This is a genomic window from Jiulongibacter sp. NS-SX5, from assembly GCF_052828545.1.
On record NZ_CM128248.1, the window covers coordinates 3,100,422 to 3,115,908 of the forward strand.

A 15,487-nucleotide genomic window follows, 5' to 3' on the forward strand; every position below is an offset into this window, starting at 1 on the left:
TCTTTTATCCTCTTAGTTTGTCAAGTAAGCTAATATCGATAGACCTGATGTTTCGGTAGATCATCACTATAATAGCCAAACCTACTGCAACTTCTGCTGCGGCTACGGCCATGATGAAAAACACGAAAATCTGTCCGTTCGGGTCTGATCTGTAAGAGGAAAAGGCCACTAAAAGTAAGTTTACGGCATTGAGCATCAACTCAATAGACATCAACATGATAATGGCATTTCTACGAATAAATACACCCACCATTCCTATGATAAATAGGATACTGGCCAAAAGGACGTAATTCGTAAGCGGTACCTGAGATATGACCTCCGGTATTCCTGTTATTTGGTTCTCCATAGATATGTGTATAGGAGGTATAGAAAATTTGCCGCAAAATTAGCCATTAAATCTTTCTTCCCGAAAACTAATGAAGCCATTTAAGAAGAAGACTTTGTACTTTACCATGAAAATGGCTGCGAGATTATCCAAATAGGGTATTTGACATACTCAGTTTTATCTGAGTCAGTTTTTGCTTGGTGTCTCTAGGGAAATCATTATTCATGATCCAGTCATAATAAGCAGGCTCTCTTTCAAGCACTGTTTTGACCAGTTTTCCTTTATGCTTCCCAAAATTGAATACTACCTCGTCTTTATCGTTATACGCCATTCTGGCAGCAAAATCAACGATTTTTGCGGAGGTAAACTCATGAAGAGCTTCCATGTCATTTTTGATCGGCTCTATTTCTTCACCTTTTCTATTTTCAATAGTCACGCCCTCGTAACGTTTGATCTGGGCATCGAGTACTTCAAGTGTGGCTACAGTGTCTGCCTCCGCACTGTGAGCATTGGTTAGTTTCTTGTCACAATAAAACTTGTAGGCAGCACTTAGTGTTCTTGGCTCCATCTGATGGAAGATTCGCTGAACGTCCACAAATTTTCTGTTTTTTAAGTCAAAAAGTTGAGAATCTACCCTTAGAAACTCCTCAACTAACATTGGAATATCAAAACGGTTACTGTTATAACCGGCCAGATCGCATCCTTGAAGAAACTGGGCCATTGACCTCGCCATTTGTCTGAAGGTAGGTTCGTCTTTTACGTCTTCATCATAAATTCCATGAATCAAACTTGACTCTATCGGAATCGGCATTTCAGGGTTTATTCTCTTTGTTTTGATCTCTACTGTACCATCAGGCATTGCCTTAGCAATAGAGATTTCTACAATACGGTCACGAGAAATATTGGTGCCGGTAGTTTCAAGGTCAAATACAGCCAAAGGCTTCTTTAATTTCAGAGAATGATTCATGAATTCTGTTTATGCCAAAAGATGTAGCAAAGGTAGTTTTTTTAAGCAGACAGCCCTTGTGATGTTTTAGTTTTAAAATCTGAATGAGTGAAAATACGAAGATAAAAGGGAGGGGAGCTCAGCTCAATACTGTCAATAAATTCAATGCCTTGACTGTTGAGTTTGATGATGAATTCGCCTTCGGGGAAGAACAAAATTTCAGGACCTCAAAGACTACATTTCTTAGAGAACACCCGAAAAATATTGTCAATAAAGTCAAAAGTCCTGATCTGCCCATGGCTTTCTCAGTAAACCCATATCAGGGCTGCGAACATGGCTGTGTTTACTGTTACGCCCGTAATACCCATGAGTATTTTGGCTATTCTGCGGGGTTGGAGTTTGAACAGAAAATTATAGTTAAAGAGAATGCTCCTGAATTATTGGAAAAGGCTTTCCTCAGGAAAAGCTGGAAGCCGGAGACCGTTCTATTTTCTGGGAATACGGACTGCTATCAACCAGCTGAAAAGAAGTTCTTACTAACAAGAAAAATGCTGGAGGTATGTCTTAAGTATAAAAACCCGGCTGCTATCATTACCAAAAACGCTTTGATATTAAGAGACCTTGATCTTCTGGCTGAATTGGCAAAAGACAACCTGATCAAAGTTATAATCTCTATCACTACGCTTAATGAAGAATTGAGAAGAAACCTGGAGCCCAGAACGGTTTCGGCAGTAAGGCGTTTACAAATTCTAGCAAAGCTCAAAGAAGCAGAAGTGCCCGTTGGGGTAAATATAGCCCCTATTATTCCAGGTTTAAATGACCATGAAATACCACAAATAGCGAAGGAGTCAGCAAAGCATGGGGCAGACTGGATAGCTTATACCACAGTCAGATTAAATGGGAGCATAGGGCCTTTATTTGAGGATTGGATAAAATCTGCTTACCCTAATAAGGCCTATAAGGTCCTTAAACAGATCAAAGAAATGCATGGTGGTAGCCTTAATGATAGTGTATTTGGACGTAGAATGAGAGGGGAGGGCAGATATGCGGAACATATCCGTCAACTGTTTCATCTCTCAAAAGCCAGGTATTTCGGAGAGGTGGAGGTTAAGGAGCTCAATAAAGCAGCTTTTCAAAAACCTGGACAATTAAACTTGTTCTGAGTTTTCGGTATGATGTTTCAAGATCTCATCAATGGTGAATACAGCATTATGGGGATTAGTTTCTCCTGAGCAAGCCATGGCGTTTAATACTTCTGGCCAGATGATATTTCCCTGATGAATATAGGCATGTGTGAAGTTTTCCTCGTCTAAAATATCCCAGTAAGGACTAGACTTATCCTTGACGATAGACCCAAGAAAAGCATTTACATCAATATGAAAGATGTCTTGGTTGTCTGCTTTTAATTGGAGGAAAGGCGTTTCAGCTTGTATAATTTTCATTTCCTTGAATGTAATCGATTATATTTGACTTTAGTCATCCTACACATTAAATATGAGAAAATTCTTTTTCATTCTACTCCTATTCGTTTTTGCTTGTGAAACTACTACAATTCAAATGGCAAGATCACTACGTGAAGTTGGAGCAGAGAACTTCAAAGATTTACTGTTCTCCGGAGCTTTTCAAATAACGGAAGGTTATGTAAATGATGTTTTAGTTATTCAAAACGGCGAAGCCATACATGGTCTCGTAGATTTTGAGGTTGGTGAGAAGATTACAGCAATTGAATTTCAAAAAGACAATGCAGTTCTCATGACATTTGATGATGGAAAGGCTGTTTTAAGTATGCTATACGAATTAGATACTGAAGATGCAGGCATGAGAATTTTTACTGCGAGAGGTACGCAGGATTTCCTGAAAAAAGAGAATTGGGTTTTGACAAATATCTCCTTAGAAGATGAGCAGTTTGAGCTTCATTTTACAGAAACTATTGAAGGCTCAGAGATACTTACTCGCTTGGTCTTAAAGAAAATTTAAGATTGGGAGATTAATCCTCCCAATCCAAACTTCTTTCTATAGCTTTTTTCCAGCCTTTATAATTTTTGGCTCTATCTTCTTCTGACATTTTAGACTCCCATGATTTATCGATGCCCCAATTAGTCTTTAAGTCATCAAAATTCTCCCAGTAGCCTACAGCCATACCGGCTGCATAAGCCGCTCCAAGAGCAGTGGTTTCTATCATCTTCGGTCTGATCACCTCCACGTCCATGATGTCTGACTGGAATTGCATCAATAGTTCATTGACAGTCATGCCGCCATCTACACGCAGCGACTTGATTTCTATATCGCTATCTTTTTCCATGGCTTCCAGCACGTCTCTTGTTTGGTAAGCCGTAGCTTCTAAAACGGCTCTGGCTATATGTCCTTTATTGACAAAACGGGTAAGCCCTGCAATAACTCCACGTGCATTATTATTCCAGTAAGGTGCATAAAGACCGCTAAATGCAGGAACAAAATAGGCACCACCATTGTCTTCTACTCCTTGTGCGAGCTTTTGAACATCAGAGCTTGATTTGATTATACCCAGATTATCTCTAAGCCATTGTACTAATGCTCCCGCAATCGCAATTGACCCTTCAAGGGCATAGTGAACAGGTTGGCCATCAAATTGATAAGCAACGGTAGTCAATAGGCCATATTTGGACTCTACGGCTTCGGTGCCGGTATTCATCAGCATAAAGCAGCCGGTTCCGTAGGTGTTTTTGGCTTCGCCAGGTGAGTAGCACGTCTGGCCAACCAATGCCGCCTGCTGGTCTCCCAAAATACCTGCGAGAGGTACGCCACGCATAGCTTCGTTCTTGATCTTGCCATAGACTTTGCTACTCGGCATAATCTCAGGTAGCATTTCTACAGGAATATTGAGTTTTTCAAGCACCTCTTGATCCCACTCCATGGAGTTAATATTCATTAACTGCGTTCTGGAAGCATTGGTAACATCAGTGAGATGAAGTCCTCCATCACTACCTCCGGTTAAGTGCCACACGGTATAGGTATCCATATTGCCGAAAATGGCTTCACCTTTTTTGGCGTCTTCTCTAACACCCTCTACATTTTCAAGAATCCATTGAATTTTAAGTCCACTGAAATAGGTAGCAAGCGGAAGGCCTGTTTTCTTCTTAAACCATTCTGAGCCAATTTCTTTTTCCAGTTGATCTACGATTTTGCCTACACGGGTGTCTTGCCAGACAATAGCATTATAGTAGGGTTTGCCTGTTTTTTTATTCCAGACCATTGTGGTTTCCCGTTGGTTTGTAATGCCACAGGCAGCAATATCACCAGAAGATAAATTTGCCTTTATTCGGGCATTGGCTACAACCTCCAGTGTGTTTTGGCGAATCTCCTCTGGATTATGTTCTACCCAGCCGGCCTTTGGGAAAATCTGTTCATGCTCTTTTTGTCCTACCGAGACAATTTCCCCTTTTTTATTGAATATAATACAGCGTGTGCTGGTAGTGCCCTGGTCTATGGCAGCAATGTATTTCATAGGTTATTTCAAATTTTAGGATTGAGTCTTCAAGTTAGTAGGAAATGATGAAGACTTAAAAAGGCTTAGGGGAAAAGGTGCCCTTTGAAGGAGATAAAGACAATAGTGTTATTCCCGATATTTTTTAAAAAAAAGCCCCTGCCAGCTGACTGCTAACAGGGGACTTGAGTTTTAAACCACTTTGTTTTGAATTATGCCTCAGGAAGGTATTCGCTTTCAATAGCTTCTACACCTCTAATTTTTTTCTGAATCCAGTCTGAGATGTAATACAGACATGGTACGATGATCAAGGTCAATATTGTGGAGAATGCCAGACCAAAGATGATGGTCCATGCTAAAATATTCCAGAATACTGCCGAGTCTCCACCAATATGTACTACCCAGTCAAGATCTATAAACAAGGCTCCAAAGTCAAAGGCTAAACCTAATGCCAATGGAATCATACCAAGAATTGTAGAACATGCGGTCAGTAGAACCGGCGTTAAACGGGTACTACCACCTTCTATAATGGCCTCTTTCACAGAGTAGCCTCTCTTTCTCATTTCATCGATAAACTCAATTAAGAGGATACCGTTTTTAACCACAATACCAGCCAGGGCAATAATACCTACCCCAGACATGATCACTGAGAATGTTTTATTGAAGACAAGGAAACCTAAAAGCACCCCTATCAAACTCAGGACTATGGTAAAGAAGATGATAAATGGCTTGATGATACTGTTAAACTGAGCCGCCAGAATCAAGTAAATGATTGCTATTGCAATAAGGAAGGCCATACCTAAGAAAGCCATCGCTTCTTCCTGCTCTTTTTGCTCACCCGCTTTATCGATCGAGTATCCCGGAGGTAGATCCAAGTCTTCGAGTTCAGCAAAAATCATATCATTGATCTTTGTAGCCTGACTTTCAAATTCAGGAGTAACATCAGAGCTTAATGTAATGGTACGCTTAGCATCTGTTCTGTTAATCTGACTGAAAGTAGTAGAGTATGAAATATCTGCTATGGTAGAAAGCGGCACAGAACGTAGGATTCCACCCATATTCATATCACGGTATGTGATGTTCATGCTCAGTAGTTGATCAATATCACTACGATCCTTCTGCTCTAGTCTTAATTGAATCGGGTATTCGTCATCAAGGTCTCTGAATTTTGAGATTTCAGAGCCAAAAAGTGCCGTACGTAAAGCCATTGCAATGGTGGCCGTACTGATACCTTCTCTTGACGCTTTTTCACGATCTACATTAACAACAATCTCTGGCTTGTTAGTCACGAGGTCAGACTTAAGCTCATCTATACCCGGTATCCCACTCGCATTGATAATTTGGAAGGCTTGTGTTTCAATTTCTCTTAAAACCTCAAAGTCTTCTCCGGTAATTTCTATGGTAATTGGTTTACCTGTAGGAGGTCCGTTACTTTCTCTTTCCACAGATATTGAAGTACCCGGCATATCCTGAAGACTCTCTCTTACTTTACTCAGAATTTTTTGAGAAGAAACTCCACCTCTATGCTCTTTGCCGATAAAGGCAACCGTCACTTTTGACTTGTGAGGCGTAGCAGAGCGATCAGGGTTCATAGGATCACCAGCATTTTTACCTACGTTAGAGATAACCGAGTTGACAGCCTCCATAGCTCCTTCATCTTCCAGAACTTTGAATACTCTTCTCTCGATTTCCTTCGTTACTTCGTCAGTTTTTCTGGCATCAGTACCAATAGGCATCACGTTATATACATAGATATAGTCTGGCTCTGCCGATGGGAAGAACACTACATCTGGTTGTTTGATACCTAAGAAAACTACTGAGAAGATAAGGAGTCCAACCGAAGCAAGAACAGTCCAAACCGGTCTCCAGCCTTCCAAGACCCATCTGATGGTTTTTGAATAGCCAGACTTAAGCTTAGGCAATAATTTTTCTTGGAAAGGAATAATCAACTTCGGTGTTAAGATAAAGTGATTGAAGATCACCAAAAGGGTAAATAGCACAAGTACATTGGCTACTCCGAAAATGGTATCTGTTCCTGTTAAGAAGAATAGTAAGTAGAAAACGGCAGCTAAAATGCCAAGAACAATTACCGTTTTTCTAATTGGAGCAAAACCACTTTCTCTCTCTCTGTCTTCATCTTCCCTCTTCATAAAGGTCATTGCAAAGACAGGGTTCATGATATATGACACCACCAATGATGCAAAAAGAGTAAAGATCAAAGTAAATGGAAGATACTTCATGAATTCACCTACCATACCCGGCCAGAAAAGAAGCGGGAAGAAAGGTGCAATAGTGGTCAGTGTACCTGCTAATACAGGAATAAACACCTCGGCGGCTGCCAATTTCACAGCCTCCTTAATCGTTAAGTTCTTGTGCTGGTTGAAAATACGGTGTGAGTTCTCAATTACCACAATGGCATCATCTACCACAATTCCCAGTCCTAATAAGAAGGCGAAAAGTACAATGGTATTTAGTGTAAAGCCCATCGCCATTAATGGATAAAATGCTAATAGGGCTGAAAGTGGTACAGATAGCCCCACAAAGATGGCATCTCTCACACCCATGAAGAACATCAATACCAATACCACGAAGATGAAGCCCATTACAACAGTGTTGATCAGGTCATTGATATCTGCTTTGGTACGGTCACTTTGGTCAGCTGTAATGGTAACATCCAAACCAGCTGGTGCTTTTTCCTTGAACTCATCTAAAATATCTTCAATAGCCTCAGATGCTATGATCAGGTTTTCACCACTTCTTTTAATAACGTTAAGTGTAATTACCGGCTTGTTATCCAGACGTGCAAAATCCTGTCTTTCGGCATTTGAGTCTACTACTTCTGCAATCTCGTATAGTCTGGCTGAAGCACCTGTGCCTGAGTTTACTACTACATTTCTTAACTGCTCTACATCTTTAAACTCACCCTTAATTCTTAAGGTACGGCGTACGTCACCTACATTTAATTCACCAGCAGAAATATTGATATTTTCATTTTGAACAGCCGTTTGAATATCATAGAAGGCTAGTCCGTATGACTGCATTTTCTGAAGGTCCAGATTGATTTGGATTTCTCTTTCCAGAGCACCTACAATATCAACTCTTGTAATCTCAGGAAGCTCCTCGATCTGATCTTGAATATCCTCTCCGTATTTCTTGATTTTTTCAAGAGGGAAGTCACCTGAAAGGTTGATGTTCATGATCGGGAACTCCGAGAAGTTCACCTCCATAGCTGTAGGGTCCTGAGTAAGGTCTGTTGGAAGATCTTTTCTCGCTTTATCGATCGCATTTTTGATACGGTCTTTGGCAACCTGTACATCTACATCAGTGTTAAATTCTACAAGTATTACCGAGACATCCTGCAAGGCGTTAGACTTGATAGACTTTACACCTTGTTCAGACTTGATCTGCTTCTCAAGCGGCTTATTGATCAGGTTTTCTATATCTGCCGGAGCAGTACCTGCATATACCGTGTTTACATATACCTGAGGGATAACAATATCAGGAAATTGCTCTTTAGGCAAATTATTAAAGATAGAGTAGCCCGCCAGGGTCAATAAGAAAGTAACCAGGTAAACCGTGGTTTTGTTATTGCCCAGAAAACCGATGAGGTTATAGATTGGGCCCTTTCCTTTGGGTTGTTCTGACTCGAATTTATTCGTTGATTCTGTCATAATTATGATCTAAAAATGCTCTTAATAGCTGATTTTTTCTCCGTCTACCAAGTCTTGGTAGCCTTCAGTGATGATAACATCACCGGCCGCAATTCCCGAAGTGATTTCGATATCTCCACCATAGCTTAAGCCAGTGGTTACTTCTCTGCTGGCGGCTACTTGCTCACCATCTCTGGTTTCTGCTACATATACAATGGTTCCTCTTTCTGTATTCTGAACCAGGTTTCTGTCTACTACCACAGCTGCACTTCTTGCCTGATCTTTAATCTTGATTTGAGCATTCAGGTTTGGCTTCAATTGCTTATCGTAAGGGATTTTGGCTTCTGCTGTAAAGGTTCTTGTAACCGGATCTACCGTTTGGCTAACAAAAGATAGTCTGGCATTCACTGTCTTTTGAAGATCAGGGAAGCTGATTTCGATCAGGTCGCCTTTCTGAATGGTACCGGCATAAGTATCCGGGATTTTGGCTACCACTTTCAGGTTTGAAAGATTGACTATTCTTGCTATACCCAGACCTGGGGAAGACATTTCGCCAGCTTTCATTCTTACCTCATCAACATATCCACTAATTGGGGCTGTTACAATGTTCTGAGCATCTTGTGCTTCAAGAGTAGCGAGTCTTTTCAGTAAAGACTCTACTTGAGCTTTTGCCTGAATGTACTGGATCTCTGTACCAATTTTTTGATCCCAAAGAGCTTTTTGTCTGTCAAAAATGGTTTGTGCAGTTTCCAGCTGAATTTTGATTTCATTCATGCTATTTCTTAAGATGCTATTGTCAATAGTGGCGATCTTCTGACCTTTTTTGACGTAGTCACCTTCAGTAACAAAAACCTTAGTAAGTGCTCCTCCCATTTGCGGACTTACAAATACATTATTCACAGCTTCCAGTCTACCGTTTGCTTCTACAAAGTGGGCAAAATCAGTAGCTACGATTGGCATAGCTTTCACATATGTAATTCTTTCTGTGGTATCAGGCTCGGCTTCACTAATGAAACCTTCCAGGTCCTTAGCCTCAGACTCCAGCTGTGATATTTCAGCTTTTAGCTCCTGAAGTCTGGCTTTTTTCCCTTCAAGTGTGTTGCTGTCTTTTTCACCACAAGAAACAGTGGCAAAAGCAAGTGCGATGAGTAAAAACGCGTACTTTTTCATGTATGATAGTTCTGTAAAAATTTTATTCATTGATTAGTTTACCGTGAGCCTTGTCCAGATCTACTTTTGCTACCAGTACATCATAAAGGGCTGCGAAATAATTAGTTTGAGCTTGTCTGAGGTCATTCTCAGCATTTACCACTTCCAGGTTAGTACCTACACCTTCCTGGTATTTGATTTTTGAAACTCTAACCACTTCATTGGCGAGTTCAAGGTTTCTTTTTTGAACATCCAGGGTTTCCAGACCATTTTTCATGTTGATCGTGGCTTGATCGTTCTGGAGTCTGAATGAGTTTCTAAGCATCTCTGCAGAATTATCGATTTGAATCATTCCAAGACGCTGTCTCTCTTGTTGAATTTTGCGAAGCCCGCTATCATAAAGAGGAATATTAACACCTAGCGAAAGCGATGATGAACCAAACCATCTCTCAAATGGATTGAAACGAGTGTTACTATGACCAGCCCCGATATTTCCACTGAAGAAAAGATTCGGTAGTGCACTTTTTCTGTAACGCTCCTCATTCATTTCAAGAAGCTCTCTGTTGGTTTTCAACATTTGGAACTCTATCCTGCTTTCAGGGTCCACCTCTTCATTTACAATGGAAGCCAAAGCTTTTTCTTCCTGCTCAATCAGGTTATCTGAAAGGAAAATCTGCTGAGATACGTTATACCCCATCTGGAACTTCAATAGCTGCTTGGAGAGCTCTGTAAGGTTACGGACCTTGGTTAATTCTGTTTTCAGATTATTCTTCTGTACAGAAAGTCTGTCTAAGTCAAGCTTCTCTACAAACCCTTGTTCAAACATCTTAGTGGTGTTAGATTCCATGGTATCTAATCTTGCGATGTTTAATTCAATAATCTTGGCTCTTTCCTGTGCTACAAGGACAGAATAATAAGCCTTGGTGATGTTCTCTGCTACAGTAGTTTTAGACTGTACTATTTCCTGATCTGCCAGCTTACGATAGGTATCCTGTGCTCTTAAACCTACTAGCCAAGTGGCATCATAGATCAGTTGATTCAATGAAATACCAGCTTGTCCTCCCCATGGTACTCCAAATTTGAACTCCGTTACGGCTCCCTCAGGTGCTGTCGGGTCAAAGTTTTGAGCATCAATCAACTGAGTAGGGACAATAGCATTGTACGTGTATTGAAACTGACCATTGATTTTTGGTAAACCTGTAGCTTTAATTTCTTTGATGTCAAGCTCGGTGTCTTGCCTGCCCACAATGGCATTCTGGACATCAGCATGATTCTTTAAGCCATATTCTACGGCCTCTTCCAGAGTGAAAGATTGCTGCGAGTAAGTCGCCATTGATATGAGGATCATTAGTGACCCTGCAAAAAGTTTTTTCATATCTAATTTTTAGTTGCTTCGTAGGCTTTAAGCCCTTTTTCTGTTACTATTCCTCTTATAAAATGATCCATAAATTCCATTTGCACTTTCAGGATGTTCCCGTTTCCATTTGGCATGGCTTCGGGGCTAAAGGCCCATTCCACAGCATTTATTCTTAGAAAACTTAATATAGACGGGTCAATTTCACTTCTGTAGTAACCCTTCTCCATACCCTTTCTGATATTATCTTCCAGTGATTTTCTAAAGTATGTTTTGTGCTCTTTGTATAATTTCCATGCCTTCGGATAATACTTCTGGAGGTCGTATAAAACCCCCGGGTTTATCTTCAGGAAGATTTCTCTCATCACTCTTGAATGAAGTATAACTTCATCAATCGGATCGCTTGATTTTCTTGCTATTTCCTGCTCACGGCATTTTTCTTCAGATAAGAAGCTCTTTGATACCTCATAAACCAAGGTTGTCTTGTCTGAGAAATGCTGGTAGATTGTTTTTTTGGAAATACCCAATTCAGAAGCGATGTCATCCATAGTGACGCTTCTGATTCCTCTCGAGAAGAAAAGCTCGATCGACTTTTCTACTATTCTTTCTTTCGTTTCCACGGCTGCAAAACTCAGGAAACTTTCAAAAGGTTCATAGTTTCTAGTATTATTTTTAGAATAATTCTTTTAAGTGGTCAATGTGGAGGATGAGTGGTCAAGGAGGAAAGTCAATTTTTGAATTGATGCGTAAAAGCATAAATATCATATATATAGACTATTACGTTTGTTACATGTTTTTTACAGTTCCTACTTTCATTAACGCATGAAATAGAAACCATTATATATAATATTGTACTTTAATGAGTTGGTATTTGGCGAGGCTTTTTTGAAGTGTTCAAAATTTGAATATCGTAAGGCTTGACCTAGTTTTGCATTCCCATTCGTAATGAGCAGTATACACCACTATGAGTTTATATAAGAACCTGGTTTTCCCTTTACTAAAAAGAATAGATCCTGAAAAAGTACACTATCTGGTAACTGATGTATTGAAAGTGGTTCACAAAATACCATTTATACCGTCAGTTTTAAGGTCAATGTATGAGGTCAATAATAAGGCATTGGAACGTGAGGTTTTTGGTTTGAAATTCAAAAATCCGGTTGGTTTAGCTGCGGGTTTTGATAAAAATGCCCTCTGGATAGATGAACTGTCTAATCTAGGGTTTGGCTTTATTGAGATAGGGACAGTGACTCCGAAAGCACAGCCCGGGAATAATAAGCCTCGATTGTTTCGTTTGGTAAAAGATGAGGCTATTATCAACCGCATGGGTTTTAATAATGAAGGTTCTGTAAAAGCTGCTGAATTACTTCGTCTTAGAAAATCAAAGACTTTGATCGGGGGTAATATTGGGAAAAACAAGGTTACCCCAAATGAAAATGCTATTGATGATTATATTCTCGCATTCAATGATTTGCATCCTTATGTAGATTACTTTGTGGTGAATGTTAGTTCACCAAACACTCCTGGTTTACGTGAACTCCAGGATAAAGAACCGCTGAGTAGAATACTTCATAAACTGAAGGAATTAAATGCTGAAAAGGCTTCTCAAAAACCAATTCTACTTAAAATAGCTCCTGATTTAACAGATGCTCAGCTTGACGATATTATTGAGATTGTACAGACTACAGGAATCGATGGTTTAATTGCCACTAATACCACAATCGCCAGAACACCTTTACAGTCTTCAAAGGAAGAAGTGGAAAATATTGGAGCCGGAGGCTTAAGTGGTAAGCCATTGACGAAACGATCAACAGAGGTTATACGTTACCTACATGAAAAATCTGGAGGAGCATTCCCGATCATTGGTGTTGGAGGTATTTATACAGCTGAAGACGCCATTGAAAAATTAAATGCGGGAGCTGCTTTAGTTCAAGTTTACAGCGGCTTTGTATATGAAGGCCCTTCAATAGTAAAGAATATTTGCAAAGGCATCTTAAATCAATAAACCCATGGCAGTAGTACCCTACAAGGAGAAAGAGGCAGGTAAGAAAGAACAGGTTTCTGAAATGTTTGATAATATTTCGGCCAAGTACGATTTGCTAAATAGAATGCTCAGTGGAGGTGTAGACCTGTACTGGCGTAAAAAGGCAATTTCAATGCTTAAACCAAAGCAGCCTAAGTATATTTTAGACATTGCCACAGGTACCGGAGATCTGGCTATAGAGGCTAATAAGCAGCTGAATCCGGATAAGATCATAGGAGTGGACATCTCAGAAGGCATGCTGTCTCATGGCAGAGAAAAAATGAAGCGTCTGGGTTTAGATGACAAGATAGAGATGCGAATGGGCGACTCAGAGAAACTCTTGTTTGATGACAATACTTTTGACGCGGTTATCGTTTCATTTGGCGTCAGGAATTTTGAAAATCTTCAGAAAGGTCTGACAGATATGTGTAGGGTCACTAAGCCTGGAGGAACCTGCGTAGTAGTAGAGTTTTCTAATCCTAAAAGCTTTCCGATGAAGCAGCTTTATGGGTTCTATTCTACCAAGGTGCTGCCACTGATAGGTAAACTGGTTTCAAGAGATAGTTCTGCCTACACCTATTTGCCAGAGTCTGTGAAGGCTTTTCCTGATGGAGAGAATTTTCTTTCTATCTTTAGATCAGCAGGTTTTAAGGATACTTACTGCAAAACCTTAACTTTTGGTATATGCTCGGTGTATGTTGGAACAAAATAGGCAATAGGAGTTTTATCACTTCTTTATCTTTTGTTCTTTTCTTGTTAAGTGTCAATGCTGTTTTTGGCCAGGCCAGAAGTAAAATCATCTACCAATCTGAGTATGATGCCAAACAGCTTCATTTTGGCTACTTCATGGGTGTTGCCATGAGTAACTTTAGATTAAAGTTTAATTCAAGCTACACTGCCGAAGAGAATACGCAAATACAGTCGATAACTTCCCCAATTGATTATGGAATAAAAATGGGAGGACTGATGAATTTTTATGTGAACCCTAGGTTTGATGTAAAGTTCCTGCCTACCGTTGCCATTTATTCCAGAAAGATAGAAGTAAATCAGGATCCGGACCAAGTTCCTTCAAGAGAGCAGGCGTGGTTTGAGGTACCACTATTATTGAAATATAAGTCATTGCGTAGAGGGAATATGCGAATGAACATGTTTGTGGGTATGCGTCAGGGTTTTGAGACGAATGCAATAAACCTGGCCAAAAAGACAAATATAGATAAGCTACCTGGTTTAAGAAGGGCAGACTTGAGCGTAGAGTATGGTGCAGGTATGGAGTTGTTCAGACAATTCTTCAAGCTTGCTCCTGAGGTTCATTTCTCTCATGGTATCAGAAATATGATTGACAAGGCAGATGTGCCTACTACAGAGGTTACGCCATTGACTGTGCTTGATCGCCTAAATACCCATACGGTAACTTTCTATCTGTTTTTTGAATAGAGTAGGGGAACCATTTTTTTTATTTAAGTTATTTATTTAATTAGATAACAAAAGCTGGCGATTCCTAGTTATTGAGAAGTAAAGGGTCTCAGGCTAAAAAGCGAGCCGAATCAAGGAAAAATAAAATATTGAATTAAAGTAACTGTTTGAATTACAGATTATTAGTAAAAAATATCTGAGCAGTGGCACTTTTTATCTTGAAAAGCGTTGTGCAATAAAAGATTTTGATACTTTTGCAGCCAAATTCAGGAGTTACTTAATAAACAAGTGAAATTATGTACTGGACTTTAGAATTAGTTTCTTATTTAGAAGATGCACCATGGCCAGCTTCAAAAGATGAATTGATTGACTTTTCAATTCGTTCTGGAGCACCTAATGAGGTAATGGAAAACCTTTCAGAGCTTGAAGATGACGGTCAGCCATATGAGAATATTGAGGAGATATGGCCGGACTATCCGACTAAAGAAGATTTCTTCTTTAATGAGGACGAGTATTAAGAGAATACATTTCTTATAAAAGGGAAGCCACACTGATGCGTCAGCGTGGCTTTATTTTTTTACGCCAAGTAAGATTCCTGTTGAGCAGTCTAAAAAAGACACGGCCAATTCGGGATGCTGTAGAATGCTTTCTTTTAAAGCTTTTGCTTTTTCCTCGTGTCCTTCAGGCCAGTTTGGTTGAGGATTCATATCATCTACTACATAAAAACCACCTTTCTTTACCATGGCTATAGTTTCATCAAGGAGGCTATATTTGCCCGGCCAGGTATCAGCAAAAATCAAGTCAAACTGCTGACCGCCGTTTTTTCGAATCCATTCTTCTCCATCCACTTCCAATAGAGAAACTCTATGATCATGGCCAAAATATCTTTGAGCCAAAGCAATTAGATCAGGATCATTATCAAGGCTAATTAAACTTGAATTCTCATCCATGGCTTCTACCATAAATGATAATGAAAGACTACCGCCAGTACCCAGCTCAAGGTACTCTCCAGATGGTTTAGCGTGAATTAAAGTGCCGAGTAGACTCCCTAGTTCTTTATCAGATGGCATAGTGAAACCCAAGGCTTCAATTTCTGATTCTAACTGGGCATAGATCTCCGGTTCATTCAATTTTGCCATTGAAATACGATTTAAAAAATACTTAAAG

15 protein-coding genes are annotated in these 15,487 nt (G+C 39.8%); 6 read left to right on the plus strand and 9 right to left on the minus strand.

Features of this window, described 5'->3' with window-relative positions:
• Positions 1 to 4: 4 nt before the first annotated feature.
• Both nuoK and ACUXV0_RS13750 read right to left on the minus strand, forming a co-directional pair.
• The gene (gene nuoK, locus ACUXV0_RS13745; protein ID WP_446190135.1) at positions 5 to 346 is read right to left on the minus strand and encodes an NADH-quinone oxidoreductase subunit NuoK; all 342 of its coding nucleotides are present in this window, start codon (positions 344 to 346) and stop codon (positions 5 to 7) included.
• 124 nt (positions 347 to 470) lie between these two features.
• The gene (locus ACUXV0_RS13750; protein WP_446190136.1) at positions 471 to 1,292 is read right to left on the minus strand and encodes an exonuclease domain-containing protein; all 822 of its coding nucleotides are present in this window, start codon (positions 1,290 to 1,292) and stop codon (positions 471 to 473) included.
• 83 nt (positions 1,293 to 1,375) lie between these two features.
• On the opposite strand from ACUXV0_RS13750, the gene ACUXV0_RS13755 reads away from it, so the two are divergent.
• The gene (locus ACUXV0_RS13755; RefSeq protein WP_446190137.1) at positions 1,376 to 2,434 is read left to right on the plus strand and encodes a PA0069 family radical SAM protein; all 1,059 of its coding nucleotides are present in this window, start codon (positions 1,376 to 1,378) and stop codon (positions 2,432 to 2,434) included.
• Here ACUXV0_RS13755 and ACUXV0_RS13760 read toward each other — a convergent pair.
• A complete protein-coding gene (locus tag ACUXV0_RS13760) occupies positions 2,420 to 2,713 on the minus strand; it encodes a hypothetical protein (protein ID WP_446190138.1) in 294 nt (97 codons plus the stop codon). The genes ACUXV0_RS13755 and ACUXV0_RS13760 overlap by 15 nt on opposite strands.
• Before the next feature lie 115 nt (positions 2,714 to 2,828).
• On the opposite strand from ACUXV0_RS13760, the gene ACUXV0_RS13765 reads away from it, so the two are divergent.
• Complete coding sequence (locus ACUXV0_RS13765) at positions 2,829 to 3,248, plus strand: hypothetical protein (protein WP_446190139.1); 420 nt, start codon at positions 2,829 to 2,831, stop codon at positions 3,246 to 3,248.
• Between the two features lie 10 nt (positions 3,249 to 3,258).
• Here ACUXV0_RS13765 and glpK read toward each other — a convergent pair whose 3' ends face one another.
• From glpK to ACUXV0_RS13790, 5 genes are all read right to left on the minus strand, one after another.
• Positions 3,259 to 4,755 carry a glycerol kinase GlpK gene (gene glpK, locus ACUXV0_RS13770; RefSeq protein WP_446190140.1) on the minus strand — a complete coding sequence of 499 codons (1,497 nt, stop codon included), beginning with the start codon at positions 4,753 to 4,755 and terminating at the stop codon, positions 3,259 to 3,261.
• A 191-nt stretch (positions 4,756 to 4,946) separates the two neighbouring features.
• Positions 4,947 to 8,405: an efflux RND transporter permease subunit gene (locus ACUXV0_RS13775; RefSeq protein WP_446190141.1), complete on the minus strand. Its 3,459-nt coding sequence runs from the start codon at positions 8,403 to 8,405 to the stop codon at positions 4,947 to 4,949.
• Between the two features lie 21 nt (positions 8,406 to 8,426).
• On the minus strand, positions 8,427 to 9,554 hold the full coding sequence (locus tag ACUXV0_RS13780; RefSeq protein ID WP_446190142.1) for an efflux RND transporter periplasmic adaptor subunit: 1,128 nt from the start codon (positions 9,552 to 9,554) through the stop codon (positions 8,427 to 8,429).
• A 22-nt stretch (positions 9,555 to 9,576) separates the two neighbouring features.
• Positions 9,577 to 10,908 carry a TolC family protein gene (locus ACUXV0_RS13785; RefSeq protein WP_446190143.1) on the minus strand — a complete coding sequence of 444 codons (1,332 nt, stop codon included), beginning with the start codon at positions 10,906 to 10,908 and terminating at the stop codon, positions 9,577 to 9,579.
• A 2-nt stretch (positions 10,909 to 10,910) separates the two neighbouring features.
• Positions 10,911 to 11,507 (minus strand): TetR/AcrR family transcriptional regulator, encoded by a 597-nt coding sequence (locus tag ACUXV0_RS13790; protein ID WP_446190144.1) that lies wholly within the window; start codon positions 11,505 to 11,507, stop codon positions 10,911 to 10,913.
• A gap of 344 nt (positions 11,508 to 11,851) precedes the next feature.
• Here ACUXV0_RS13790 and ACUXV0_RS13795 point away from each other — a divergent pair, with 344 nt between their 5' ends.
• The 4 genes from ACUXV0_RS13795 (at position 11,852) to ACUXV0_RS13810 (ending at position 14,838) form a co-directional block, all read left to right on the plus strand.
• Positions 11,852 to 12,889: a quinone-dependent dihydroorotate dehydrogenase gene (locus ACUXV0_RS13795; RefSeq protein WP_446190145.1), complete on the plus strand. Its 1,038-nt coding sequence runs from the start codon at positions 11,852 to 11,854 to the stop codon at positions 12,887 to 12,889.
• 4 nt (positions 12,890 to 12,893) lie between these two features.
• Positions 12,894 to 13,619 (plus strand): bifunctional demethylmenaquinone methyltransferase/2-methoxy-6-polyprenyl-1,4-benzoquinol methylase UbiE, encoded by a 726-nt coding sequence (ubiE, locus tag ACUXV0_RS13800; RefSeq protein ID WP_446190146.1) that lies wholly within the window; start codon positions 12,894 to 12,896, stop codon positions 13,617 to 13,619.
• Positions 13,592 to 14,341 (plus strand): type IX secretion/gliding motility protein PorT/SprT, encoded by a 750-nt coding sequence (gene porT, locus ACUXV0_RS13805; protein ID WP_446190147.1) that lies wholly within the window; start codon positions 13,592 to 13,594, stop codon positions 14,339 to 14,341. Before ubiE ends, porT begins: the two co-directional genes overlap by 28 nt.
• 275 nt (positions 14,342 to 14,616) lie before the next feature.
• Positions 14,617 to 14,838: a DUF2795 domain-containing protein gene (locus ACUXV0_RS13810; RefSeq protein ID WP_055147002.1), complete on the plus strand. Its 222-nt coding sequence runs from the start codon at positions 14,617 to 14,619 to the stop codon at positions 14,836 to 14,838.
• 51 nt (positions 14,839 to 14,889) lie between these two features.
• Here ACUXV0_RS13810 and ACUXV0_RS13815 read toward each other — a convergent pair whose 3' ends face one another.
• Positions 14,890 to 15,459, minus strand: coding sequence for an O-methyltransferase (locus ACUXV0_RS13815; protein ID WP_446190148.1), 570 nt, complete (start codon positions 15,457 to 15,459; stop codon positions 14,890 to 14,892).
• Between the last annotated feature and the right edge of the window lie 28 nt (positions 15,460 to 15,487).

What these genes read in the sequence shown, in the direction of transcription:
- nuoK (WP_446190135.1), bottom strand. Translation starts at nt 346, where the DNA reads ATGGAGAACCAAATAACAGGAATACCGGAGGTCATATCTCAGGTACCG.
- ACUXV0_RS13750 (WP_446190136.1), bottom strand. Translation starts at nt 1,292, where the DNA reads ATGAATCATTCTCTGAAATTAAAGAAGCCTTTGGCTGTATTTGACCTT.
- ACUXV0_RS13755 (WP_446190137.1), top strand. Translation starts at nt 1,376, where the DNA reads ATGAGTGAAAATACGAAGATAAAAGGGAGGGGAGCTCAGCTCAATACT.
- ACUXV0_RS13760 (WP_446190138.1), bottom strand. Translation starts at nt 2,713, where the DNA reads ATGAAAATTATACAAGCTGAAACGCCTTTCCTCCAATTAAAAGCAGAC.
- ACUXV0_RS13765 (WP_446190139.1), top strand. Translation starts at nt 2,829, where the DNA reads ATGGCAAGATCACTACGTGAAGTTGGAGCAGAGAACTTCAAAGATTTA.
- glpK (WP_446190140.1), bottom strand. Translation starts at nt 4,755, where the DNA reads ATGAAATACATTGCTGCCATAGACCAGGGCACTACCAGCACACGCTGT.
- ACUXV0_RS13775 (WP_446190141.1), bottom strand. Translation starts at nt 8,405, where the DNA reads ATGACAGAATCAACGAATAAATTCGAGTCAGAACAACCCAAAGGAAAG.
- ACUXV0_RS13780 (WP_446190142.1), bottom strand. Translation starts at nt 9,554, where the DNA reads ATGAAAAAGTACGCGTTTTTACTCATCGCACTTGCTTTTGCCACTGTT.
- ACUXV0_RS13785 (WP_446190143.1), bottom strand. Translation starts at nt 10,908, where the DNA reads ATGAAAAAACTTTTTGCAGGGTCACTAATGATCCTCATATCAATGGCG.
- ACUXV0_RS13795 (WP_446190145.1), top strand. Translation starts at nt 11,852, where the DNA reads ATGAGTTTATATAAGAACCTGGTTTTCCCTTTACTAAAAAGAATAGAT.
- ubiE (WP_446190146.1), top strand. Translation starts at nt 12,894, where the DNA reads ATGGCAGTAGTACCCTACAAGGAGAAAGAGGCAGGTAAGAAAGAACAG.
- porT (WP_446190147.1), top strand. Translation starts at nt 13,592, where the DNA reads ATGCTCGGTGTATGTTGGAACAAAATAGGCAATAGGAGTTTTATCACT.
- ACUXV0_RS13810 (WP_055147002.1), top strand. Translation starts at nt 14,617, where the DNA reads ATGTACTGGACTTTAGAATTAGTTTCTTATTTAGAAGATGCACCATGG.
- ACUXV0_RS13815 (WP_446190148.1), bottom strand. Translation starts at nt 15,459, where the DNA reads ATGGCAAAATTGAATGAACCGGAGATCTATGCCCAGTTAGAATCAGAA.